Source organism: Burkholderia sp. MSMB1588, from assembly GCF_001546925.1.
Classification (GTDB): Bacteria; Pseudomonadota; Gammaproteobacteria; order Burkholderiales; family Burkholderiaceae; genus Burkholderia; species Burkholderia humptydooensis.
Genome location: NZ_CM003770.1, coordinates 2,714,483 through 2,739,074 on the forward strand (window position 1 = coordinate 2,714,483; position 24,592 = coordinate 2,739,074).

The 24,592-nt window shown below is 65.0% G+C and carries 16 protein-coding genes and 4 pseudogenes; 12 read left to right on the forward strand and 8 right to left on the reverse strand.

Going from position 1 to position 24,592, the window contains the following annotated elements; all coding sequences use genetic code 11:
• Positions 1-382: 382 nt before the first annotated feature.
• A pseudogene (locus WS92_RS36520) lies at positions 383-604 on the forward strand (c-type cytochrome); the annotation flags it as partial.
• Positions 605-615: 11 nt separating this feature from the next.
• On the opposite strand, the gene WS92_RS11280 reads toward WS92_RS36520, so the two are convergent.
• A complete protein-coding gene (locus tag WS92_RS11280) occupies positions 616-1,680 on the reverse strand; it encodes a rod shape-determining protein (protein WP_009914569.1) in 1,065 nt (354 codons plus the stop codon).
• A gap of 296 nt (positions 1,681-1,976) precedes the next feature.
• Here WS92_RS11280 and WS92_RS11285 point away from each other — a divergent pair, with 296 nt between their 5' ends.
• Positions 1,977-4,430 carry a patatin-like phospholipase family protein gene (locus WS92_RS11285; RefSeq protein ID WP_059931634.1) on the forward strand — a complete coding sequence of 818 codons (2,454 nt, stop codon included), beginning with the start codon at positions 1,977-1,979 and terminating at the stop codon, positions 4,428-4,430.
• Positions 4,431-4,513: 83 nt separating this feature from the next.
• On the opposite strand, the gene WS92_RS11290 is transcribed toward WS92_RS11285, so the two are convergent.
• Together WS92_RS11290 and WS92_RS11295 are read right to left on the reverse strand one after the other, a co-directional pair.
• Entirely contained in the window at positions 4,514-5,629 is a 1,116-nt protein-coding gene (locus WS92_RS11290; RefSeq protein WP_059931632.1) for an ATP-binding protein, read from the reverse strand.
• Between the two features lie 322 nt (positions 5,630-5,951).
• On the reverse strand, positions 5,952-6,662 hold the full coding sequence (locus WS92_RS11295) for a response regulator (protein ID WP_059931630.1): 711 nt from the start codon (positions 6,660-6,662) through the stop codon (positions 5,952-5,954).
• A 349-nt stretch (positions 6,663-7,011) separates the two neighbouring features.
• Here WS92_RS11295 and WS92_RS31880 point away from each other — a divergent pair.
• Positions 7,012-7,362 (forward strand): annotated as a pseudogene (locus WS92_RS31880) (glutaminase); the annotation flags it as partial.
• 369 nt (positions 7,363-7,731) lie between these two features.
• Here WS92_RS31880 and WS92_RS11305 read toward each other — a convergent pair.
• Together WS92_RS11305 and WS92_RS11310 are read right to left on the reverse strand one after the other, a co-directional pair.
• Complete coding sequence (locus WS92_RS11305; RefSeq protein WP_009914560.1) at positions 7,732-8,298, reverse strand: TlpA disulfide reductase family protein; 567 nt, start codon at positions 8,296-8,298, stop codon at positions 7,732-7,734.
• Positions 8,288-9,355, reverse strand: coding sequence for a transporter (locus WS92_RS11310; protein WP_059931628.1), 1,068 nt, complete (start codon positions 9,353-9,355; stop codon positions 8,288-8,290). The genes WS92_RS11305 and WS92_RS11310 overlap by 11 nt, the downstream gene beginning before the upstream one ends.
• Here WS92_RS11310 and WS92_RS36525 point away from each other — a divergent pair.
• The 7 genes and pseudogenes from WS92_RS36525 to WS92_RS11345 form a co-directional block, all read left to right on the forward strand.
• Positions 9,354-10,016 carry a hypothetical protein gene (locus tag WS92_RS36525; protein WP_231755926.1) on the forward strand — a complete coding sequence of 221 codons (663 nt, stop codon included), beginning with the start codon at positions 9,354-9,356 and terminating at the stop codon, positions 10,014-10,016. The two genes, WS92_RS11310 and WS92_RS36525, sit on opposite strands and share 2 nt — an antisense overlap.
• A gap of 743 nt (positions 10,017-10,759) precedes the next feature.
• A complete protein-coding gene (locus WS92_RS11320; RefSeq protein ID WP_015603623.1) occupies positions 10,760-12,895 on the forward strand; it encodes a polysaccharide deacetylase family protein in 2,136 nt (711 codons plus the stop codon).
• Positions 12,896-12,983: 88 nt separating this feature from the next.
• Positions 12,984-14,219: a S53 family peptidase gene (locus WS92_RS11325; protein ID WP_059931626.1), complete on the forward strand. Its 1,236-nt coding sequence runs from the start codon at positions 12,984-12,986 to the stop codon at positions 14,217-14,219.
• Positions 14,209-15,969, forward strand: a complete 1,761-nt coding sequence (locus WS92_RS11330) for a c-type cytochrome (RefSeq protein WP_231755925.1) — start codon at positions 14,209-14,211, stop codon at positions 15,967-15,969. Before WS92_RS11325 ends, WS92_RS11330 begins: the two co-directional genes overlap by 11 nt.
• 102 nt (positions 15,970-16,071) lie before the next feature.
• Positions 16,072-16,692 (forward strand): SCO family protein, encoded by a 621-nt coding sequence (locus WS92_RS11335; protein ID WP_141668014.1) that lies wholly within the window; start codon positions 16,072-16,074, stop codon positions 16,690-16,692.
• 477 nt (positions 16,693-17,169) lie between these two features.
• The gene (locus tag WS92_RS11340) at positions 17,170-18,093 is read left to right on the forward strand and encodes a glutaminase (RefSeq protein ID WP_015603249.1); all 924 of its coding nucleotides are present in this window, start codon (positions 17,170-17,172) and stop codon (positions 18,091-18,093) included.
• A gap of 316 nt (positions 18,094-18,409) precedes the next feature.
• Positions 18,410-18,843 (forward strand): annotated as a pseudogene (locus WS92_RS11345) (immunity 52 family protein); the annotation flags it as partial.
• A gap of 19 nt (positions 18,844-18,862) precedes the next feature.
• On the opposite strand, the pseudogene WS92_RS37165 reads toward WS92_RS11345, so the two are convergent.
• The 3 genes and pseudogenes from WS92_RS37165 to sfnG form a co-directional block, all read right to left on the reverse strand.
• Positions 18,863-18,985, reverse strand: a pseudogene (locus WS92_RS37165) (DNA adenine methylase); the annotation flags it as partial.
• A gap of 93 nt (positions 18,986-19,078) precedes the next feature.
• Positions 19,079-19,801, reverse strand: coding sequence for a ribonuclease T2 (locus WS92_RS11350; RefSeq protein ID WP_015603090.1), 723 nt, complete (start codon positions 19,799-19,801; stop codon positions 19,079-19,081).
• Between the two features lie 157 nt (positions 19,802-19,958).
• Positions 19,959-21,053, reverse strand: a complete 1,095-nt coding sequence (sfnG, locus tag WS92_RS11355) for a dimethylsulfone monooxygenase SfnG (RefSeq protein WP_006027712.1) — start codon at positions 21,051-21,053, stop codon at positions 19,959-19,961.
• 372 nt (positions 21,054-21,425) lie between these two features.
• Between sfnG and macA the strand changes: the two genes are divergently transcribed.
• Together macA and macB are read left to right on the forward strand one after the other, a co-directional pair.
• Positions 21,426-22,625 carry a macrolide transporter subunit MacA gene (gene macA, locus WS92_RS11360; RefSeq protein ID WP_006027714.1) on the forward strand — a complete coding sequence of 400 codons (1,200 nt, stop codon included), beginning with the start codon at positions 21,426-21,428 and terminating at the stop codon, positions 22,623-22,625.
• Between the two features lie 2 nt (positions 22,626-22,627).
• The gene (gene macB / locus WS92_RS11365; RefSeq protein ID WP_006027715.1) at positions 22,628-24,589 is read left to right on the forward strand and encodes a macrolide ABC transporter ATP-binding protein/permease MacB; all 1,962 of its coding nucleotides are present in this window, start codon (positions 22,628-22,630) and stop codon (positions 24,587-24,589) included.
• Positions 24,590-24,592: the final 3 nt, after the last annotated feature.

Sequence of the window (24,592 nt, forward strand, 5' to 3'; positions counted from 1 at the left end):
GTCTCGCGCTCTCTTCGGCGCGCGCGGCGCGCCGCGTCGGCAAAGCGTATCGGCGGCGAGGCGCGCGATTCCACTTGGTCCATCTGATTCACATCAATTTTCGAAACGGCGGCAATCCTAAACTCGAATCGTCGATATCGATCGATGCGAGAATCGATTAGCTGGCATCGCGACGCATTCCATAAATTCGAAATAATTCCGAAAGGAACAAGAACAACCACAACGAATATCGGTAAACAACACCAGCTTCAATGCAAGACAAAAAGAGCGGTCGCTGAGCAAAGAACCGATCGGCACAGGCCCGAACGATCGACAACAAAGGGGAGGCGGTATGTTCAATCGTATCCGCCGCAGTTTCACCGCAATGCTTGCATATCCGTAGATGTCGGTCGCCGCGCTCGCCGGTTGGCCCGCCGGCTCCGCGCACGCGCAGGACGGCGCACGGCTCGCCGCGCAGCTCTGCGCCGCTTGCCACGGCCCGCACGGCCCGCACGGCCGCAGCGAATCGCCGATGTTTCCGCGGCTCAACGCGCAAACGAACGAATATCTGACCGCGCAGTTGAAGGGCTTTCGCGAGCACGCGCGCGGCGAGACCGACGCGCGCGATTCAGCGATTCAGCGATTCAGGCCGAAATCGCCCGCGTCTTCGTCGCCGGCGTCGAACCCGCCCCGCCCCATCGCCTCGCCGGCGCCACGCACCGCGCAGGTGAGAGGATCGTCGGCGACCCGCGCGGCGAGCCCGGTCTCGTCGCGCAGCCGCTTGCCGAGATTCGCGAGCAGCGCGCCGCCGCCCGTCAGCACGATCCCGCGATCCGCGATGTCGGTGATCAGCTCGGGCGGCGCGTTCTCGAGCGCGCTCTTCACCGCGCTCACCACCTGGTTCAGCGGCGCGGCGAGCGCATCCGCGATATCGTGATTGCTGAGCTCGATGGTTCGCGGCAGGCCGTCCGCGACGCTGCGCCCGACCGCGTGGATCGATTCGCGCGGCACCCGGCGGCTCGCGGTGCCGATCGCCTTCTTCACGTGTTCGGCCGTGTGCTCGCCGAGCAGCACGCCGTACAGGCTCCGGACGTGATTGACGATCGCCGCGTCGAACTGGTCGCCGCCGACGCGAATCGCCTCGCGATAGACGATGCCGCCGAGCGCGATCACCGCGACCTCGGTCGTGCCGCCGCCGATGTCGACGACCATCGATCCGACCGCCTCCGATACCGGCAGCCCCGCGCCGAGCGCGGCCGCGAGCGGCTCGCTGATCAGGCTGACCCGCGACGCGCCCGCGGCGAGCGCCGCTTCGCGGATCGCGCGCTGCTCGACCGCCGTCGCGTTCGACGGCACGCAGATCGTGAACTCGACGCGCCTGCCGAACAGCGAGCGCGCATGCGACATGCCGACGAACTGCCGCATCATCTGCTCGGCCGCGTGATAGTTCGCGACGACGCCGTGCCTGAGCGGCCTGACGGCTTCCAGATGCTCGGGCGAGCGGCCGAGGAGCGCCTTCGCCTGCTCGCCGACCGCCTCGACGCGCGCCCTGTCGGCCGGGCCGCCCCGTTTGCGGAAGCAGACGACCGACGGCTGATTCAGCACGACGCCGCGATCGCGGACGTAGATCAGCGTGCTCGCGGTGCCGGGATCGACCGCGACGTTGTGCGCAAAGAACCTTCCGAGAAAGGGTGCCGCCATCGTGAAGCCTCTATTGAATCAGGTGGAAGGATTCTGTGGATGCGCCTGCGGCCGCCCCCGGGGCCGATCGCCGGCGACGAGCGCAATCCACTCAGTCGCTTAGCGGCAGGATGCCTGAATACTTTAGGAGATTTCATGAATTTTCTATAGCGCGGCAGGCCGCAGTGCGCGCGCGCGGCCCGCGCGAACCGCGGCGACGCGTGGTCGCGCCCCGACAAAAGCGGTACTCTCTCGCTTTTGCCGATTCCGCATCGGCGCTCCCGACCGTTCAGTCCGACCACACCCAAGCAACGATAATGACGGCGCTCGCCTCTTCCGCCCGTCCGGGCCTTCGCGTTCCCGGCCTCGTGGCCGCCCTCCTGTTCGTCTGCGCCGCGACGGGTGCCTCGGCGGCCGCGCCCGTCGCGCCCGTCGCGGCCGCGTCGCCGGCGCCGGCGACGCCCGCCTCCGCCATCTCGGATGCAACCGACGCTTCGGCGTCCGCACAAGCCGCGCCGGCCGCCGCGGAGGCGTCCGTTTGCACGGCGGACGGCGGCAGGCCAGGCCGGCCGGCGATCGGCCTCGTCCTGTCGGGCGGCGGCGCACGCGGCTACGCGCATCTCGGCGTGCTGAAGGTGCTCGAGGCGAACCGGATTCCGGTCGACTGCATCGCGGCGACGAGCATGGGCGCCGTCGTCGGCGGGCTGTACGCGACCGGGATGACGGCGCAGGAGATGCAGCGGCGGCTGTCGCAGGTGAATCTCGCCGACATCGCGTTCGACGTGACCGAGCGCGCGGACCTGCCGCAGAAGAAGCGCGAGGACGAACGCCTCTATATCGACAGCCTGACGATCGGCTTCGATTCGAAGGGCTTCAAGGCGCCCGTCGGGCTCGTGCAGGGCAACCGGCTGCAGGCGCTCCTCGCGAGCTGGACGGCCGCCGTGCCGACGAACCAGCCGTTCGACCGGCTGCCGATCCCGTTCCGCGCGGTCGCAACCGATCTGCAGACCGGCCAGAAGGTCGTGCTCGACCACGGCTCGCTGCCGCTCGCGATCCGCGCGAGCATGGCGCTGCCGGGCCTCTTCTCGCCCGCCGAGATCGACGGCCGCGCGCTCGTCGACGGCGGGCTCGTCGGCAACCTGCCCGTCGACGCCGCGCGCAGGATGGGCGCGGACGTCGTGATCGCGGTCGACATCGGCTCGCCGCTGCGCCCGCTGAACGCGCTCGCGTCGCCCGCCGACGTGATGCAGCAGATGATCGGCATCCTGATCCGGCAGAACGTCGCCGAGCAGCGCAAGCAGTTGACGGCAAGCGACATCCTGCTGCAACCGGACCTCGGCAAGCAGACCTTCACCGATTTCCAGACCGCGAACCAGGCGATCGCCGCGGGCGAAGCCGCCGCCGTCGCCGCGCTGCCGCGGCTTGCGCGCTACGCGCTGTCGCCCGAGCAATACGACGCGTATCGGGCCGCGCACAAGCGGCCGCAGCAGCAGCCGATCCGCATCACGTCGATCGAGATCCGCACCAACGGCGCGGCGGTGCCGAAGCGGGTCGTGCGCAACGCGCTGCGCGTGAAGCCGGGCGACGTCTACGATCCGCAGGCGGTCAGCGCCGACCTGTTGTCGCTGACGACGAGCGGCAATTTCGAGAACGTCACGCAGCAGATCGTCAACGAAGGCGACGAGCACCGGCTCGTGATCGACGCGCAGGAGAAGTACTGGGGGCCGAACTTCCTGCTGTTCGGGCTCGGGATGTCGAGCAGTTCGAGCGACGAAGGCGGCTTCAGGCTGCACGTCGGCTACCGGCGGCCGTGGCTCACGCAGTCCGGCCTCGAATTCCGCGCGGACACGACGCTCGGCAGCGACATGCAATCGGCGCACGTCGAGCTGCGCCAGCCGCTGTCGAACACGATCGGCTATTACGTCGCGCCGTACGCGGAATACTTGCGCCGCTATGCGAACGTCTACGACTCGAGCGGCGACATCAAGATGACGCAATACCGGCTGCAGACCGAGCGGATCGGCATCGACTTCGGCTTGCCGATCGGCCGCCTCGGCGATTTCCGGATTGGCCTCGCGTACGCGCACGGCACCGGCGCGCCGACCTACAACATACCGTTCGACATCGGCGACACGGTCCCGCAGCAAATACTCCTGTTCTCCGACTACACCGCGCGGGCGCTGAGCGCGCGGGCGCGGCTCGTCATCGACCAGCTCGACGACCCGCTGTTCCCGCGCAGAGGTTATTTCACGGAACTGCGCGTCGAGCGCTCGCTGTCGTCGAGCAGTGCCTTCTCGGACCCCGACTCCGGCGAGGATACGAGCAACGCGCCGTACACCGAGGTGTACGGCAAGGCGATGATTGCGCAACAGTTCGGCCGGCATAGCCTCAGCGCGACCATCGAGGGCGGCAAGAGCTTCGGCGGCACCAATCTGATCAACCGGTTCAACTTCACGCTGGGCGGCTTCCAGCATCTGTCCGCCTATGCGGCCGACCAATTGAACGGCGACGCGCTGTTCTACGGGCAAGTCACCTACATGAACCAGCTTGCGACGTTCAATGCGTCGCCGATCAAGGCGCTCTATGTGGGCGCGAGCGCGGAAGTCGGCAACGTGTGGGCGGGCGGCGAGCGGATCGGCGGCGGCTCGCTCAAGCAGAGCTATACGCTCTTCACGAGCCTGACGACGGCGTTCGGGCCGGTGTACGTCGGCGTGGCGTTCGCGCCGGGCGGGCGGCGCAACCTCTACTTCCAGCTCGGCCGCACGTATTGAGCCGGGCGCCGGCCGGGGTGACGCTCCGGCGCGAATCCGTCCGTGGTGCGCCGCGCGCCGCGAACGCGCGCCCCCGCCGCGCGTCAGACCGGCCAGCTCATCTCGAAACGCGCGCCCGGCAGCAGCAGCGGATCGACGACGGCAACGCGCCCGTTGTGCGCCTGCAGCACCAGCCGCGTGATCGCGAGCCCCAGCCCGTAGCCGGCCGTATGGCGATCGAGCCGCACGAACGCCTCGAAGATCCGCTCGCGCTCGTCCGGCGGCACGCCGGGCCCGTCGTCCTCGACATCGATCTCGATGTTGCCGTGGCGCATCCGCAGGCCGACCGCGATCCGCCCGCGCGCATGCTTGCTCGCGTTGCGCAGCAGATTGCGCATCGCATACGACATCAGCCGCTTGTCCATCTTCACGCGCAGATCGGCGGGCACCGCGACGCGCGCGTCGAGCGTCTTGCTCGGATACAGCAGCGCGGCGTCGGCAACCTGCTTGTCGAACCACGCGACGAGCGCCGTCAGCTCGAGATTCGACTGCAGCGAGCTGTACTCGAGCCGCGCGTACGTGAGGCTCATGTCGATCAGCTCGTCGAGCTCGGACACGTCCTGCTCGATGCTGTCGATCGCGTTCTGATACTCGTCGGCCGACCCCGGCTCGCGCAGGCTCTCGAGCGCGAAGCGCACGCGCGCGAGCGGCGTGCGCAGCTCGTGCGAGATGCCGTTCGTCAGGTCGCGCTGCGCGGCGATCAGGCGCTCCATCCGCATCGCGAGCGCGTTCAGCGTGCGCGCGAGCGGCCCGATGATCACGCTGCGCGATTCGCGCGCGCGCGTGTTGAAGCGGCCGCCCGTGAAGTCGATCGCGCGCTCGCGCACCATCACGAGATCCGACCAGACGGGCCGCATCCACCGATAGCCGGCGAGCGCCGGCACCGCGAGCACGAACGCGGCGAGCGGAAGCGCGCCGCCCGGCAGCGCATCGAGCGCGCGCCACACCACATGCGGCGCGAGCGCCGAGCAGAGCGCGGCGATCGTCCCGCCGACCGTCACCAGCACGAGGCCGACGAGATGCAGATAAGTCCGCAGATAAAGGCGCGACCAGCTCGGAATGCGGTCGGCGCGCGTGTCGGTCCACGAGCGGCGGAAATGCAGCCAGCGCCATTTGCAATAGCGGAACGGGGACAATCGGTGCGCTTGCGTGCTGTTCATGATCGTGTCGAGAATGTGGGGGAATCGGCGCCGTCAGTCATCGGGAGAAAACCGGCCGGGCCTGTATCGGCCTGTGTCGGCCTGATCGGCCGGTCGGGACCGGCGTTCGGCCGACGCGCGGCCGGCTCGTCTGCCGCATGGGTCGTCTATCGCGCCAACGCCGCGGCGTTTCGCCGAGTAAAACCGCGGCAAATGTCCGGGCGCAATCGGAGCGCCATGCCGCGCTGCATCTCGTTCGGCGTGGCGCGGCACGCGCGCCAAACGAAGTGCGAGACGGAAGCCGAGCCGCGCGCGACGCCGGCCGTGCACCTCGACGCGCCGCTCACTCCCACGCGTTCTTGCTGAATTGATACCCCTTGCTGCGAATGGTCTTGATCCGCTGCGGGCAGCTCGCGTCGTCGCGCAGCTTGCGGCGCAGCTTCGAGATCCGCCCGTCGATGGTCCGGTCGAGACCGTCGAATTCGACGCCGCGCAGTTGCAGCATCAGATCGTCGCGGCTCACGACTTCGCCCGCATGGCAGACGAGCACCCACAGCAGGTCGAACTCGGCCGACGTCAGCTCGGGCGTCGTGCCGTCGGGCAGGTTGACGGTCCGGTTCGTCCGGTCGATCGTGAACTGGCCGAACGTGTAGCTCTCCGGCTGCCCGAGCGCGCCGTCCGCCTGCCGCGCCGGCGCGCGGCGCAGTTGCGCCTTGATCCGCGCGAGCAGGATGCGCGGCTCGACCGGCTTGTGCACGTAGTCGTCCGCGCCGAATTCGAGGCCGAGCAATTCGTCGAACGGCTCGTCGCGAGCCGTCACCATGATGATGACGCCATCGTAGTGCTCGCGCGCGTCGCGGCAGATCTCGAAGCCGTCCTTGCCGGGCAGGTTCACGTCGAGGATCACGAGATCGGGGCGTCCCGTCAGAATCGCGTCGACGGCGTCGTCGCCGTTCAGCACGGTGTCGACGACGTACTCGTGCTTGCGCAGGTAGCCCGCGATCAGCGTGGACAGGCGATTGTCGTCCTCGACGAGGAGAATCCGGAAAGGCATGGGCAAATCAGTCGATATGGAAGCCAAATATTATTTGAAACAAGGGCTTAGCGCGAACGAGCGAAACTGACGCGCCAACTTTGTAAGATCCTGAAACATTTGGAATGATACTGCGACGCGCGCCGGCAGACGAACCTCTCGTATCCGCCCCCCTGAAAATCGCGCGTCGGCCGCCCGCCCGCAGCCGCCCGCAGCCGTTACGCTCGCTGCGCCGCAGATGCTTGACGAATCGCCGCCGAGAAGGTTCCATACGGGCTCGCTTCACACCCGCGCGGCGCGCCGCGCACCGATTCGATGAAATACCCAGCGATCCTCGAACGCATTCACGCGGAACTCGCCCCCTGGATCGGCGCAGGCCGCGCTCTTTCTCGCGAACGGCGGCGTCGCGCCCGCGACGGGCGCGCGGATTCTCGATCCGAGCTCGGCGAAGCGGCTGTCGGCGCTGATGCTGACCTGCGGCACCTACGACGCCGCGGGCGACTTCGTCTACCGCGTCGGGCTGCCGGCGAAGAGCGGCGTGGGCGGCGGGATCGTCGCGGTGCTGCCGGGCGAGATGGCGGTGTGCGTGTGGTCGCCGGGGCTCGATCCGAACGGCAATTCGCTCGCTGGCACGCTGGCGCTCCACTCATATAATTGTTGGCCGGCCACTTCTTTGCCTCAGGCTGGATTGAGCAGACACCGGAAAAACAATACAAACTGAACACCAGCGCGGCTAAAGCAATTCGCACGATGATCGAGCTTGTCAAACAGGGATATCGAGCACCTCGCGTTATAGAAGCGCTCAACGAAATGGGCTTAGCATTAACGCCGGACGTCCCAATCACGTCGACCGCGTTCGAAATATCGTCTCCAAGCGGGCATTGACCGGCAAGCGGTCATGCCGTTGATAGGGCTTGATAGAGTAGATCGCCGAATGATTCACGCTTCGTTTCATCTCGCTCTCATCGAATGACCGCTTGTGTTTGAGGGATGGCGGACAATATCGCAATCACGAGCAAGAGCGCACTCAACATTGACGCCTGTCCACCGGAGCAGGACACCACAACGCCGAAGATGCTCAACATGCGACTTATCCATGTAAGAGCGGCGTTACGACGCGCTCGAGGCGATCGGCTGTCCACGAGGGCTTAGGATCATCCCAGCCATTGTCGGCAAGGAGCCCGTTCCGGTCGATTGTGAAGCTCACCGGGATGCGCCACATTCGACCATAGCCGCCGGCGTATGCACTGCCCAGGAGGCCAACTGGAAAGCTCAATTTGGCCGCGACTTGTTGGACAGCCGCGAGACTGTCTGGCCCGTCCAGGCTGAAACCGAGCACTCGCAAGCCGTTCGCCGCATGATGCGCCGCGTATTCGGACAACAGCGGCAGTTCGATTCGACACGGCTCGCACCATGTCGCCCAGAACGTCAGAATGACCACGTTTCCACGCAAATCGTCGCTGGCGATATTTTGCCCGTCGAGCGTGTGCAAGACGAGGCCTGGCGCCGGACGGCCCACCGCCAGGCTGTTGGCCTGCGCCATCGGCAGCCACCCGCCGAGGCTGGCGCCCAGCGCGACCCCACCGGCCCCGCGCAGCCAATCCCGCCTCGACCAGCCACGCTTGGCGAACGGCGATTCCTCAACATCAGAATGCATAGCTCGCCCCGACGGTGCCCGACCAGCGCGGAAACAACTGATAGCCACTGAGCCGGCTATACAGCGACTTCTGGACGAATGCGTAAACATTCAGATTCTTCACCACATTCACCGTCACGCCAGGCGACAGATAGACAACCGTGCCGGCCGTATTGTCAGTGTCAGCGAGCGCGCCCTGGTCCGCACTCTTGCGGGTCACGTTGATCTGAAGTTGCGGGACGATCTTCGGATTCGCCTCATAGCGCAGACCGACGCTGACCGTCGCCTGATTGCCGGGACGGTAGTCCTGGCCAAGACCGTGAAGATTCTCGATCACAGCCGACTGGAATTGACCGTTGATGAACGCGTCGAAGTTCTGGCTCACCGGCTGGTAGTAGTACGCGCCAACGATGAGGTCAGTGCTGCCGGTACCCGGCTGCAAGCTGGTATCGAGCGCCTGGCCGCCTGCGCTGTTCGGGCCCGACGAGAAGAACACCGGACTGCGGCCCACGGCGGCTCCCGTTAGTGTATTTTGGCCGCCGTACTTCCCGGTAGGTAGCTTGACCCCGAGTTGAACGCCGAGATTGTGAGTCGGCAGGAAGCCCTGATAGCTGGCGATCAACTTAACGTCGCCGAGCCCACTGCTTGTTGCGCCGCTCAGATTGCCAGGGGTGAGTTGATCTGGCGTCGCGTTGCCGTAAGTCGAATGGCTGCGGTCGACGAATGGAATGATCGCGCTGAAGCTCCACTTCGCATTCGGGCTATAGTTGATGCCGAGGTTCCAGTAGCGGTTGATCGTCTGGTGTTCGACTTCCTGACTCCCGCCCGCCGCGTTGATTGCCGCCGGCACGTTGGGCGATACCGCACTCGTTCCGCTACGCAATTGGTTCTGCGGGATGTACGTGTAATCGAGGCTGATACGCCAGCCTGGCATCGCCGAGTAGCCCATTGCGGCATCGGTACTTAGCGAGCAGCCGCAGGTCGCGCATGCATGGGCGGCAACAGGTATGGTCAGCCCCGTCAAGCAGGCGAGTGCAGCAAGTGCAACGTCGATATTTCGATTCGATTCGATTCGCATGTCTTTCCTCTTTGTGTCGTTTTGGCGCGCGCAATCGATCCGTCGTAGCGCGGACGCGTGGCGCGAACTGTTTCAGTGGCAATCTCGCGCCCAAGAGTCCCGCTCGATTTGGCAGGGCTTCTTGAAGTGGCTGAAAACGATTGACTTAGGCGAGGAACGGCGAATCCCGCGGGTGTCCTGCGGAGAATGCGTCACCGTCTACGAATGTAGACGGTACCGACGATTGGGCAATGCGGTACTTCCCGGTCCCCACCATCTGCGGCAAGGCGAGCGGCGGTGCCGGCACATGATGCGTAAGCAGATCGCAATATCCGCAAGCGCCGAGGTGAATCATGGCCACGTGATCTTCGGCGTCATGCCCCCCATCAACCGAGCAGGTCTGCGCAGACGGCAGCTCTCGATCAATAGACGCTATGCCATGACTCACGATCGGGGAAAAAACGATGAACCACATGGCAAGAAGGCCAAGCCAGGCGATCATTCGATTACGGCGACGAGCGGTCATGATGGCGGGCATCGCGGGAGCGACGGCATTTTAACGGAAACCAGAAATGCCGACGATACCGGCAAAACTGGCGGCGCAACGCGACATTTGATCGCATCGCTGATGTGCGTCAACACCCGTTCGGTTGGACCTATCCGTCAAAGAAATGAAGTATGAGCTTGCCGAACCACGCCAAGACCATCAGCGTCGCGCTGCCCGTCGGCGCTCGACAAGTACACGGTGCCCTGGGCGGCCGTAGCCTCCGACGATCATCGAAGCCAGCGCGGCTACATGTTCACGGTGAAATGACGAAGGCCGATGTTGCATACCAGCTCCATTTCTGACCCGTTCGTCACGTTTCGCGTCACTCGCACGTAGCCGTCCGATACCCTGCCTAGAGGGCATTCATCATACGATGTCAGCGGCTTCGCCATTCGCCGTACCGGCGGCACGCCGACATCGGCTCATTTCGCGAAGCGATGCCACCGCCTCGTCGCGCCCGACCTCGCCAGGTCTTCGCAGCATTGGATGTCCGCCTCCTCTCCACGCATCACGTATCAGCATTGCGACATTTTTTACCGACTCCGAAAGGCAACGGTATCCCCATGCGCCGGGCCTCCCCATGCAGCCGGCAAACGGCCGGGTTGGCACGTTGCTAGCTTCTTTCGACACGCTCCCAATGGCGAATTCGACGCGCGTTCGAGGACGACTGGCGATCCAGCACTTCCTGACGGAAGCCGTGACGCGCCGGTTTGTCTTCCGCTCGAAAAACGCCACGGGTCCGCAACGCGCCTATCGCTCCCTATCTTCGATTCGCTCGGCCGACGCAGTCTCTACACGTCACCGCCGAACGCATCCGGACGAAGCGCGTACCAGGAACGTTGGATATCACGTGTCGTCCACCCTGACAGGAGAGCACCATGCTGGTCAAGTCGATTCGATTCCTCAGGACGTGCCTGATCCTGTGTTCTCTATGTCTCGCCATCGTCCCCGGACGAGCAAACGCGGCGTCGAATCAGTTGCTGCTGCTGCTGCCGGACAACTTCACGCTCACCGATCCGCGCGTGTCCGCCTGGTTCGACGCGGCGTCGGAAGAAGGCTTGCAGCTTTCTGTCATGTACGACAGCCAGTTCGAACAGGCAGGCACGTCGCTCCAGGAGTATAGAGGCCTGATCCTGCCCGATCAGGTTCATACGGTAGCCGACGACGCGCTCGTGACGGCCATCCAGAACTACGTGCTCAACGGTGGCCACGTGATGCTGGTCTACGATTTCGGCGTCCTCACATCGACCGGCTTTTATTCCGTCCCGCAGTCGAGGTTCAGCTCGATGGCGGGCGTCAGCTACGTTCTCTACAATTCGCTGGGCGGCAACATGATCGGACTGGGGCCTGTGACAGGCATGGGCAGCACGTTGCGTACGCTCCAGGTTCCGCCCGGAAAGTCGATGACTTGGCCTACCAGCACGGGTTCGACCACGGCTACCGTCACAACGTCGGCGTCCGTATCCGTTGCCGCGTCGTCCGCTCAAGTGCTCTATCTGCGGCCGAGCCCGACCAATCCGGGCGGGCTTGCCGGCTACAACCACAACGCGTACTTCAACTACAAGACCGAGAACGGCCTCGCAACCAACATCAGCCTGAATCTCGGCCGCGTGTCCAAAGGAGCGAAGGTCAAGTCCGGCACCTATACCGCGATGTCGACCAAGAGCAAGACCGCATCGACACCGACGACTTCCACCGGAACGTCCGCGCTCGCCACGACAACGACCGCCGCGACGACGGACGTGCTCGAAGGCATCTCGGGCTACGTGTACGGCTTCCTCACGTATCCGAGCTTCGTCACGCAGGGCACGTACAGCGGCACGGCCTTGCTGACTTCGCCGAACTTCGGCCTCGTCGCCGGCTACAACCCGTACGGCAGCGGCGGCGTGCTGTTCGTGAACATGCCGCTCAGCTACCTCGAAGGGCAGACCGACGGCATGCCGCTCCACGGCTTCCTTCACTACTTCACGACGAGCGTGTTATCGATGCCGCATCTGTCGCTCGAACCGAAGGCGCAAGCGGGGATGGTGCTCAACTGGCACTTCTGCGCGGAAGAAATGATCCAGCCGGCGCTATACCTGAAGTCGCTCGGCATCTGGAACAACGGTCCGTTTTCGATCGTCGTGACGGCTGGCCCCGACGATGCCGCAATAGGCGACGGCCTCGGCATCAATCTGACCAACAACACGCAGGCAGAGCAGTTGATGCAGTATCTGCTCGGCCACGGACACAACATCGGCAGTCATGGCGGGTGGGATCACGACTACTGGGGCGCCAATGCGAGCGAGACCGATCAGAGCACGTTCCAGCAGTACCTCACGCTGAATCATCAGGCGGTGCAGTCGGTCACCGGCAAGCCCGACGTCGAATGGGCAGCGCCGGAAGGTAACACCCCGACGTGGGCCGCGACCTGGCTCGAGAGCAACGGCTATTCGGGCTACTACTTCACCGGCCACACCGGCATGGCGCAGACCCGCGCGTACCGCAACGGCGCGCTGCTGAATCCCGGCATCTGGGCGTTCCCGGTCATGCCGTTCGGCAAGTACGCGACGTTCGAGGAGTTCCAGGAGTTCGGCGTATCGACGACGGACGTCACGAACTGGTACGAGTCACTGATGAACTTCGTCGTCGCCAATCGCACGACCCGGCTCATCTACATGCACCCGCTCGGCGCGTCGTGGTACCCGAACATACTCACGACCATCTTCAGCTATGCGAACACGCTGATCGCGACCGGGCAGTACAAGTGGTACACAATGGACCAGTTGACACAGTTCGACAGGCGGCGCCTGCTCGTCACATGGACGGCGACCGATACGGGCAGCGGTTGGTCGTTCAGCGCGTCACAGCCGACGAGCCTGCAGGACATGACGTGGCTGCTGCCGAAGAACGCTTATCAATTGCCGGTCGTGACCGGGGGATCCGCCACAGTCGTGACGACCGACCCGACCAATTGGCTCGTGATCGCCGGCGCGGGAACGGCCTTGACGTTCACGAGCGCCAAAGTCCAATAGCGCCGCGCAGAACGTGCGCTGACGATCATCGATCCGTCGATCGAATGGTCGTCGGCGCCGCCGGGATCGCTCACGGCAGAGAAACGACATGGAACGACACTCGCTACGTCATTCGCTTGGCATGCTTACCGTAATGGCGACCCTCGCGCTCACGACGGCTGCGCCGTTTGCACAGCAAACGAATCGGCCGTCTCGCGGCTTCACGCGTCCGCCGTTCCATCTGCAACGACATACGGCCGCGAGCCCGGGCGGCCTTTCTCCGGCGCAGATCCGGAATTTCTACGGATTCGATCAGTTGCCGCGCGATTACCGCGGCAGTGGACAAGTCATCGCGATCGTCGACGCTTACGACAACCCCAACGCCGAGGCGGATCTCGACGCGTTCAGCCGCAACTTCGACCTGCCGCCCTGCAATGCGGCCAACCGATGCTTCGCCAAGATCTATGCCACAGCCGATCGAAGCCGTCCGCCCGCGGATGCCGGCTGGGCGCTAGAAAGTTCGCTCGACGTCCAGTGGGCCCATGCGATCGCACCCGACGCGAAGATCGTGCTGATCGAAGCGGCATCCAATGCCTTGACCGACATGATGAGCGCGGTGGCCACGGCGGTCGCGGCGCCGCCCGAAGGCGCCGGCGCGAAAGTCGTGTCGATGAGTTGGGGCGGCAACGAGTTTCTGTCGGAAACGCAATTTGACGGCCAGTTCACGAGCGCGAACGGCGTGTCGTTCGTCGCCGCGTCCGGCGACGGCGGGAACGCCGTCGACTACCCCGCCGCATCGCCGTATGTGCTCGGGGTCGGCGCGACGACGCTCGTCACCGACGCGAGCGGTCGTTATGTCGGCGAAACCGCGTGGTCCGGAAGCGGCGGCGGCCAGAGCGCAATCGAATCCGAGCCACCGTATCAGGCAAGCTATCGGATTCCGTTCGACTCGCCCGGCGTGCGAGGCGTGCCCGACGTCGCCTACGCGGGAGACCCGGCGTCGGGTTTCGCGATATACGATTCGTACGGCTACGGCGGGCAGCGCGGCTGGTTCGTGGTCGGCGGAACGAGCGCGGGCGCGCCTCAATGGTCGGGCCTGCTCGCGATCGCGAACGGCGTCCGGGTCCAGCGCGGCAAATCCACGCTGAATGCAGTCAGTGCCGTCGAAGCGGTCCTGTACCGCATCGCGTCCGCTTCATACCAAACGACTTTCTACGACGTCACGAGCGGCGCGAACGGCACATGCGGCGCGTTGTGCGACGCGATGCCCGGCTACGACTACGTCACCGGGCTCGGACGTCCGATCGCCGGCAATCTGGTGCAAGCGCTGATCGATGCGCCGTGACGAGGATCTGCCCGAAAGGGTACTGCCGGAACACGTCGGAGAGTCGAAACCGCCGCTGTCGGACCACGCCCGCTCGCAGGGCGGATTGCGCCGAACAGCCGGGGCCGCCGCCTCGGTCACTGCGCATCCGCCCGCCGTGCCCGCGCTCGTGCCGCTGTTCGCCCTGACGCTCGCGCTGTCCGCTGTCGTGACGGCGCGGGCGGACGGATCGCCGACAGACGACCCCGGCGAGGCGATCTATCGCAACGGAGTACTGAGCTCCGGCGCGCCACTTCAAGCGCTGCGCGAAGGCGGATTGCGCATGGAAGGCTCCGCGGTCGCCTGCGTCAACTGCCATCGGCGCAGCGGCCTCGGAGCCAAATCGGGATTCACGTCGATCCCGCCGATCGCCGGAACGTATCTGTTCAATCCGAGCACGCTGAGTGGCGAGCGTCCCGGCATGCCGTACGTAGAGAGCATGCGCAGCGATCGCGCCGCCTATACCGACGTGATGCTCGCCCGCGCGATCCGCAGCGGAATCGATGCACAAGGCCAACGCCTTGGCTACTTGATGCCGCGCTACGCGTTGAACGACGACGACATGGCGGCGCTGCTTCGCTATTTGAAACGCCTCGATCCGCGGCCCGCGCCGGGCGTCACCGACAACGCCCTCCATTTCGCGACGATCACGACACCGGACGCCGATCCGGTGAAGCGCCACGCAATGCTCGACGTGCTGCGGCACTACTTCGCCGACAAGGACGCATTCCCGACGGGCGCGGCCCCACCGCATCCGTCGAGCGACGCGCCAGCCTCGGTTCCGCGTCGCTGGCAACTGCATGTCTGGGAACTGAGCGGCGCGGCATCGACGTGGGAGGCGCAACTCGCTCGGCATCTGGCCGCCGAACCAGTGTTCGCGGTGATATCGGGGATGGGCGGGCGGACCTGGGCGCCCGTTCGCGCGTTCTGTGAACGCGCCCGTATTCCGTGCCTGTTTCCTAACGTCGAGGTACCGGCCGTCCGCAACGACGACTTCTATTCGATCTACTTCTCGAACGGTGTACTGCTGGAGGCCGGACTGATCGCCTCCGAAATCTCCCGGGGCAAACACGACGTCGCACCACAAACGGTCCACGAAGTGTATCGGGTCGGCGACAGCGGCGAAGCGGGCGCGCAAGCGCTCGCCACTGCCTTGCGGGCACGGGGATTCGACGTGTCTCGCCATGCGCTGATGCCAGCCGATCGCGTCGCGAGGGTGTTGAACGGCATCTCGAAAAACGATGCGCTCGTGCTGTGGCTGCGCCCCGCCGATATTGCGACGTTGGGTGACGCGGCGCCAACGCGAATGGTCTACATGTCCGGCATGGTGGGCGGCCTCGATCATGCGCCGCTGCCCGGCGGCTGGCGTGCGGTCACGCACATCGCGTATCCGTTCGACATGCCCGATCGTGTGCGCCGACGCGTCGACTACATGCTCGACTGGGCAGCCACCAGGCACATCCCGATCGTCGATCAACAGATTCAAGCGGACACTTTCCTGGCGTGCGTGTTGCTCGAAGAAGCACTGGGCCACGTGACCGGAACCTACGTTCGTGACTATCTCGTCGAGCGCATCGAAGACACGCTCGAACAGCGCGTGATCACCGGCTACTATCCGCGCCTGACGCTTGCACCGGGACAGCGCCTCGCATCGAAAGGCGGCTACATGGTCCGCTTCGCGGACTCGAGCGGCACCCGCATCGTGGCCGACGGAGCGTGGACCGTCCCGTAAACGCCGATCCCGCCTAATTCACGGGACGATGATTCGCCGTGTTGCAATCGAGACGCCGAAGGCGACGACGATCTACGCGGCTCACCACTCAGGGAGACTGAAATGAACATGGTCGGGAAGCTTTCCATATTCGCCAACACGCTGATCGCGGCCGGCACACTCACGCTCATCGGACATCCGGCATCGGCTCAAGAAGACATGCATGCACATCATCACATGATGATGTCGAGCACGAAGACATCGACGGTGGCATACACTGTCCCGGCCGTGACGCTCGTACGCGACGACGGGAAGACCGTTGCACTGAAGGACGAACTCGACGACGGACGTCCGGTCGTGCTGACGTTCATCTATACCACCTGCACGTCGATCTGCCCGGTGCTCAGTCAGACGCTGTCGCAGTTCCAGCACGAACTCGGCGCGGACCGCGACAAAGTCCATATCGTGTCAATTTCGATCGATCCGGAAAACGACACGCCTGCGCGCCTTCGCGAGTATGCAGCGAAGTTCGGTGCGGGACCGGAGTGGCAACACTACACTGGAACGGTGGCAGCGAGCGTTGTCGCGCAGAAAGCCTTCAACGTGTACCGGCAGGACAAGATGGATCACAACCCGGTCCTGCTACTACGTGCAACGCCGGGCAAATCATGGCTTCGGATCGACGGATTCGCGACCGCTGACGATCTACTGCATTTTTACCACTCGCTCATAGCATCCGATTAACCACCTTGATGCATGGCGCGAAACATATTTCGAGTCAAGAATGGATATTCGCCACGTGTCAAGAATTAGCGTCGGAAACAACGATTGACGACACATGTGATGAGATGAATGAGTGCATAGGGATAACCGTAGGTGGTGACGAAATGTCCTCAATCGAATGAGGGCACCTCGTCAAGTTGCCATGACGGGAACCGACGATCTCGATTATTTTTGCAAGATGACGCCTTGGAACGTTGGAACAACCCGGCCGGCTGCGTGGGGTCATTCCAACTGCAATCACATTCGTAATGGAAACGGCGTCCACTGGACGCCGTTTCCACATCCACGCCGGGAACCCTGCCCGATGGCAAGCGTGGACAGCCAATATCGCCGAAAGGGCCCACGTGTCGTATGCATGAAATGCAGACGCGCAGGTTGAACGCCGACCGGCTGCGGTATCATCGCGGGCCACGCTCAAGAGTTCTCGGACACGCATCCATGACCGAAACCAACTATCAGGAAATCCTCGAACGAATTCATTGCGACATCGAGCCGTTGCGCACGGCGGGCTGCGTTGCTGACTACATCCCGGAGCTTGCCAGCGTGCCTGCTGAGCGCTTCGGCATGGCCGTCGTCACCCTCGACGGCCGCGTGTTCTCCGTCGGCGACGCGCGCGAACGGTTCTCGATCCAGAGCATCTCGAAACTCTTTGCGTGTACCCTCGCCTTCCAGTTGCTTGGCGACTCGCTTTGGAAGCGGGTGGGCCGAGAGCCGTCGGGAACCGCTTTTAACTCGCTCGTCCAGCTTGAGAGCGAGCGCGGCATACCGCGCAATCCGTTCATCAATGCCGGGGCGCTCATCGTCACGGACGTCTTGTGCCGTCGGTTCGTCGGTGCTGAAACTGCGCTCGTCCAGTTCATGCGACGTCTGACTGGTGTCGCCGACCTCGACTATAACCTCCGCGTCGCGAATTCCGAGCTTGCCCACGCCGAACGCAATCGCGCGATGGCACACTTCATGGCAAGCTTTGGCAACCTGCACATGCCGCCCGAGGCGGTTATCGACGCCTATTGCCGCCAGTGCGCGATCGAAATGAACTGCATCGAGCTGGCGACTGCGGCCCTCTTTCTCGCCAATGCCGGCGTTGCCCCCGTTTCCGGCGAACGCATTCTCGACGCCAGTTCAACCAAACGCCTATCCGCCCTCATGCTGACGTGCGGCACATACGACGCGGCCGGCGACTTCGTGTATCGTGTCGGCCTGCCCGCGAAAAGCGGCGTAGGCGGCGGCATCGTCGCCGTGCTACCGGGCGAGATGGCCGTGTGCGTCTGGTCTCCCGGACTCGACGCAAACGGTAACTCCGTCGCCGGCGTTCAAGCGCTCGAACAGTTGACCACGCTTACCGGCCAGTCGATTTTTTGACGCCTGCATCGCGCATCATCGTCGGTTCATTTTCCCGAGCGCTGGCACGCTGGCGCTGGAATGGTTGACGACCTATTCGGGGCGGTCGATTTTTTGAAGCGCCGAGGTCGAGCGCGGCTCATCCGGCGCAATGGCGGCAGGTCAAATACCAACGGCAGAGCCGATGGCTTGCGATGAGCGCATCAAACGCGCCCATAAAACCGTGGGCCCCCGGCGGCTTTTTCAAAGGATTCGACTCGATGCAAGCCACCACCGGACGACGGAGCGCAGCCGTGCGGGCCATCCCTCCAACACGATTGATGTGGTACTTCCAAACGCTAGCGACGACGGCGCGTCCCTATCGTGCCATGTCGAGGACAAATCCCTCCCTGACACATCAATCCTTCGCATCAAAGGTGAACGGTGGAACGCCTATACGGCCATTTCCGGAATCGGATCGAAAATGGTCGCGGTATTCGGTTCAGCGCTCGCCGAAGTAAGCGTCGATGAGTACGCGGTCAAGCAGGTTTTCGACGACAAGCCCGGCTTGGGATGGATGCTCTACCTGCCGAAGATTCTTGCACCGCAGCAGACTCCGGAAGCGCGCGTCCTGATCCCCGTACCCGAAAAAGGCAAGCAGACCGGCACGATCATCGTCAGCGTGACGGATGCCCCTTTCTCGGTCGACAATCCCGACACGTGGCAATCGCGAACCGCATCGAGAGCCGGCTCGTCGACCAAGACCTGCTCCCCGCCTACGTCGATATCTGAACCATGCCGGCCGCACTCGTCAAAACAACCCGGCCGGCCCCGCTGAATCGTCCCGACTGAAAATGATCAGTCCGCGACGCTCGACGCCCTTTCCATCGCCTATCGCGTACCGAATCGGCACACTCTCTATGTGGAAACCCGAACGATCTCCCCGGCGATCGCGCCCACGCGACTTCGTTGGCTCGCGTCACCCGATCCGAACCGTTCCGTCCGAACCGGGCGCACGCAGCCGAGCCTACTTCGCGATATAGATCCCGGACGTCGGGCACGTGCCCTGCGTGCCCGCGTCGGTCACGAGCGACGCCGCGCTCGGGAACTGTGACGTCGCATCCGTCTTCACCGAGATCCACGCCTCGGTGAAATAGCTGACGTAGTTGACCTTCACGCACTTGAGCGACACCGCGCCGCGCGTGTTGCTGCCGAACGCGCCTTCGAACGCGTTCAGCAGTTGCGTCCGCGTCACGGTGCTGCCCGCGTTCGACTGGAGGAACGTGTTGAACGACGTCGTCGACAGGCGGCTCACCATCCCCGTCGCGTTGTTCCAGTACACATCGGCCGACGGCGCCTGCGCGCAGGTGCCGTGCTTGTACCACTCGTGCTTGTCGAGGCACGACGCGACGCCCGGCATGTACGTCGAGAGCGTCGCGAGCGTCGACGAGCCGACCGGGTACGCATCCATGCTGCACCACTGATGATTGTTGTCGAGGTCGATCTCGTTTTGCGGCACGCCGCAATAGAACGGCTGGTTGCCGTCGTAATTGTTCGGCCACAGACCATGCAGCGACAGGTTCGTCGACGCGTACGAGCCCGACAGCGTGCTGCATTCGGCCGCGCTGTGCGTCGCGCAGAAGCCCGGCTCCCACGACGTCGCGAGCAGCAGATAATCGTATGCGTTGGCGGTGTTGCAAGCCGACGCGACAGCAAACGCGCACGCGGCGCGCGCAAAGGTACGAAGCATACCGCCCCCCCTCAGTATGAACGCGGCGGCCTCGGGAGAGACGCCGCGATGTTGGTGAACTGTCGGGTGCCTATTGTGCTTTCGTCAATATTGCAGCGGTGTGACTTCGCGAACGCGCGACGCTGCCCGCCGCACGACGGCCGAGCCGCTTCCCGCATCAGGCCGGCTGCGCGTCGCGCTGCCGCTCCAGCTCGCGCACGAGCGGCAACACGCGCTTGCCGAAATACTCGACGTCCTCCAGATAGTGCAGGAATCCGCCGAGCACGAGATCGACGCCGATCGCCTTCAGCGCGACGATGCGCTCGGCGATCTGCTCGGGCGTGCCGATCAGGTTGGTCCTGAAGCCGTCGTTGTACTGAACGAGATCGGCGAACTTCGAATCGGCCCACATCCCCTGCCCTTCGGGCGCGGCCTTGCCCGCCTGCTTGACCGCGTGGCCGAATGCGTTGACGGCGTCGACGTCCGCGTGGCGCACGATCTCGTCGAGCACGTCGCGCGCCTCGCGCTCGGTATCCCGCGCGATGATGAACGCGTTGACGCCGAACTTCACCTGCCGCCCCTGCGCGGCCGCCGCCGCGCGGATCTCGTCGATTTGCGCGCGATGGCCGTCGGGCGTGTTGCCGTTCATGAAGTACCAGTCCGACACGGCGGCCGCCATCCGGCGCGCGGCCGCCGAATTGCCGCCCTGAAAGACTTCGGGATGCGGCTGCTGCAACGGCTTGGGCTTCAGCGTGTAGTCGTTGAACCGGTAGAAGTCGCCCTTGAACGTGAAGTTGTCCTGCGTCCAGATGCCCTTCACCGCGCGGATGAACTCCTCGGAGCGGCGATAGCGCTCGTCGTGCTCGAGCCACGGCTCGCCGATCGCGGTGAACTCGCCCTTGAACCAGCCGCTCACGACGTTGATCGCGACGCGCCCCTGGTTCAACTGGTCGATCGTCGCGAGCTGCTTCGCGACGACGGCCGGATGCCACGGTCCCGGCAGGATCGCGGCGATCACCTTCAGGCGCTCGGTCGCCGCGAGCAGCGCATGGCTGAACGCGACGGACTCGTGCTGATATTCGGCGCCGTAGCCGGCCGTGAAGCGGATCTGCGACAACGCATAGTCGAAGCCGTTCTGCTCCGCAAGGCGCGCGAGGCGGCGGTTGTAGTCGATATCCCAGCTCGTGCGCTGCTCGATCTTGCTGACGACCAGGCCGCCGCTGACGTTGGGCACCCAGTAGGCGAACTTGAGGGGGTCCGGCTCGTGACTCATCGGATCGTTCCTTGATGCGTGAAGGGGACGGTGGAAATCCGGCGGCGCGCGGCGCGGCCGGCCGGTCGGCAATGGCCCTCGGACGCGCCGCTTCGCGCGGCGTCTGTCCCGGCGCATCGTAGGGCGGGCCGGCATGTCGGCCAACCAACGAATTCAGCTATCGATGCCCGCCGCCGCGAGATATGCAAATGACGCACGGCGGCGCGCGCAACGGCGGCGCCGCGCCCGCCCGCCCATGCGCCTGTCACGAACTGTCGAATTTTTGAGGAAATTTGTCGCCGCATTGAACCCGGCGCGCCTTTCCGTATTCCAATGGCCGGTTTGCATTTTCATTACAATCCCTCGCCTGCCACGCGTCATCGTTCGCCTCTCATGAAAAAATCCCAACGCCGCTGGATCGCCGCGGCGGCCGGCATCGTCGTGCTCGTCTCGCTCGCGGCGCTCTACCAACGCTTCTGGTCGAAAGACAAGGCGCCGCATTACCTCGCCGCGAACGTCGCCCGCGCCGATCTCGAGAACGCGGTGCTCGCCACGGGCACGCTGCACGCGTTCAAGCAGGTCGACGTCGGCGCGCAGGTGTCCGGCCAGTTGAAGTCGCTGAAGGCGAAGCTCGGCGACAAGGTGAAGAAGGATCAGTGGCTCGCCGAGATCGATCCGGTGATCTCGCGCAACGAGCTGCGCCAGGCCGAGGCGAACGTCGAGAACCTCGTCGCGCAGAAGCGCTCGACCGCCGCGCAACTGAAGCAGGCCGAGCTCGCGTTCAGGCGGCAGCAGCAGATGCTGCCCGACGACGCGACGTCGCGCCAGGACTACGAGGCCGCGGCCGCGTCGCTCGACGTGCAGCGCGCGAGCCTCGTCGCGCTCGATGCGCAGATCCGCGCGGCGCGCATCAGGATCGAGACCGCGCGCGCGAACCTCGGCTATACGCGGATCGTCGCGCCGATGGACGGCGAAGTGGTCGCGATCGTCACGCAGGAAGGCCAGACGGTGATCGCGCAGCAGCAGGCGCCCGTGATCCTGAAGCTCGCCCAACTCGACACGATGACGGTCAAGGCGCAGGTGTCGGAGGCGGACGTGATCCGCATCCATCCCGACCAGGCCGCGTATTTCACGATCCTCGGCGAGCCCGACAAGCGCTACTACGGCAAGCTGCGCGCGATCGAGCCCGCGCCGCAGAACTTCCTCGACACGCAGAGCAGCCTCGGCGGCATGGGCGGCGGCTCGTCGAAGACGAACGCCGCGGTGTTCTACAACGCGCTGTTCGAAGTGCCGAATCCCGGCCACAGGCTGCGCATCTCGATGACCGCGCAGGTGAACATCCTGCTCGGCACCGCGCGCAACGCGCTCAACATCCCCGTCGCCGCGCTCGGCGCGAAGGACAAGGACGGCACGTATGCCGTGCGCGTCGTCGGCGCCGACGACAAGGTCGCGACGCGCAAGGTCCGCACCGGCATCAACAACAACGTGAAGGTCGAAGTGCTGTCGGGCCTCGCCGAAGGCGAGCGCGTGATCATCGGCGATGCGGCCGAGCCCGCCGGCGCCGGCGCGGCCGCCTCCGACGCGAGGAACTGACGATGACCGGGCCGCTGCTTCAGCTCACGCGCGTCACGCGCCGTTTTCCCGCGGGCGACAAGGACGTCGTCGTGCTCGACGACGTGAACCTGTCGATCGACGCGGGCGAGATCGTCGCCATCGTCGGCGCGTCCGGCTCGGGCAAGTCGACGCTGATGAACATCCTCGGCTGCCTCGACCATCCGAGCTCGGGCAGCTACACGGTCGGCGGGCGCGAGACGAGCGAGCTCGAAAGCGACGAGCTCGCGCGCCTGCGCCGCGAGCATTTCGGCTTCATCTTCCAGCGCTATCACCTGCTGCCGCATCTGTCCGCGGCCGAAAACGTCGAGATGCCCGCCGTCTATGCGGGCAGCGCGCACGCGCAGCGGCGCGAGCGCGCGCTGAAGCTGCTCGCGCGCCTGGGCCTGTCCGATCGCGCCGGCCACCGGCCGAGCCAGCTATCGGGCGGCCAGCAGCAGCGCGTGAGCATCGCGCGCGCGCTGATGAACGGCGGCGAGGTGATCCTCGCCGACGAGCCGACGGGCGCGCTCGATTCGAACAGCGGCCGCGACGTGATCCGGGTCCTGCGCGAGCTGAACGCGCTCGGCCACACGGTCATCATCGTCACGCACGACGAGCACGTCGCCGCGCACGCGCGCCGCGTCATCGAGATCAGCGACGGCCGGATCGTCGGCGACCGGCTCAATCCGCGCGCGGATGAAGCCGGCGCCGCGCGCGACGCGAACGGCAACGCCGGGCCGCTTCGCGCGCACCGGCTGTCGGCGGGCGTCGGCCGCTTCGCGGAAGCGTTCCGGATGGCGTGGATCGCGCTCGTGTCGCACCGGCTGCGCACGCTGCTCACGATGCTCGGGATCATCATCGGGATCACGTCGGTCGTGTCGATCGTCGCGATCGGCGAAGGCGCGAAGCGCTACATGCTCGACGAAATCGGCAGCATCGGCACCAACACGATCAACGTCTACCCCGGCGCCGACTGGGGCGACAGCCGCGCGGACGCGATCCAGACGCTCGTGCCCGCCGACGCCGCCGCGCTCGCCGAGCAGATCTACGTCGACAGCGCGACGCCCGAGACGTCGCGCAGCCTGCTGCTGCGCTATCGGAACATCGACGTCAACGCGCTCGTGAGCGGCGTCGGCGAGCGCTTCTTCCAGGTGCGCGGGATGAAAATGGCGCAAGGCATCGCGTTCGGCCCCGACGAGGTGCGCCGCCAGGCGCAGGTCGCGGTGATCGACGAGAACACGCGCCGCAAGCTGTTCGGCGCGAACCCGAATCCGCTCGGCGAAGTGATCCTGATCGACAATCTGCCGTGCGTCGTGATCGGCGTGACCGCCGCAAAGAAGAGCGCGTTCGGCGACATGAAGAACCTGAACGTCTGGGTGCCGTACACGACGGCGTCCGGGCGCCTGTTCGGCCAGCGGCACCTCGACAGCATCACCGTGCGCGTGCGCGACGGCCAGCCGAGCAACGCGGCCGAGCAAAGCCTGACGAAGCTGATGCTGCAGCGGCACGGCCGCAAGGATTTCTTCACGTACAACATGGACAGCGTCGTCAAGACGGTCGAGAAGACCGGACAATCGCTGACGCTGCTGCTGTCGCTGATCGCGGTGATCTCGCTCGTCGTCGGCGGGATCGGCGTGATGAACATCATGCTCGTGTCGGTGACCGAGCGCACGCGCGAGATCGGCATCCGGATGGCGGTCGGCGCGCGGCAGGCCGACATCATGCAGCAGTTCCTCGTCGAAGCCGTGACCGTCTGCCTGATGGGCGGCGCGATCGGCATCGTGCTGTCGTTCGGCATGAGCTTCGTGTTCTCGCTGTTCGTCGACCAATGGAAAATGGTGTTCTCGGCCGGCTCGATCGCGTCGGCGTTCCTGTGCTCGACGCTGATCGGCGTCGTGTTCGGCTTCATGCCCGCGCGCAACGCGTCGCGGCTCGATCCGATCGATGCGCTCGCGCGCGATTGAGGT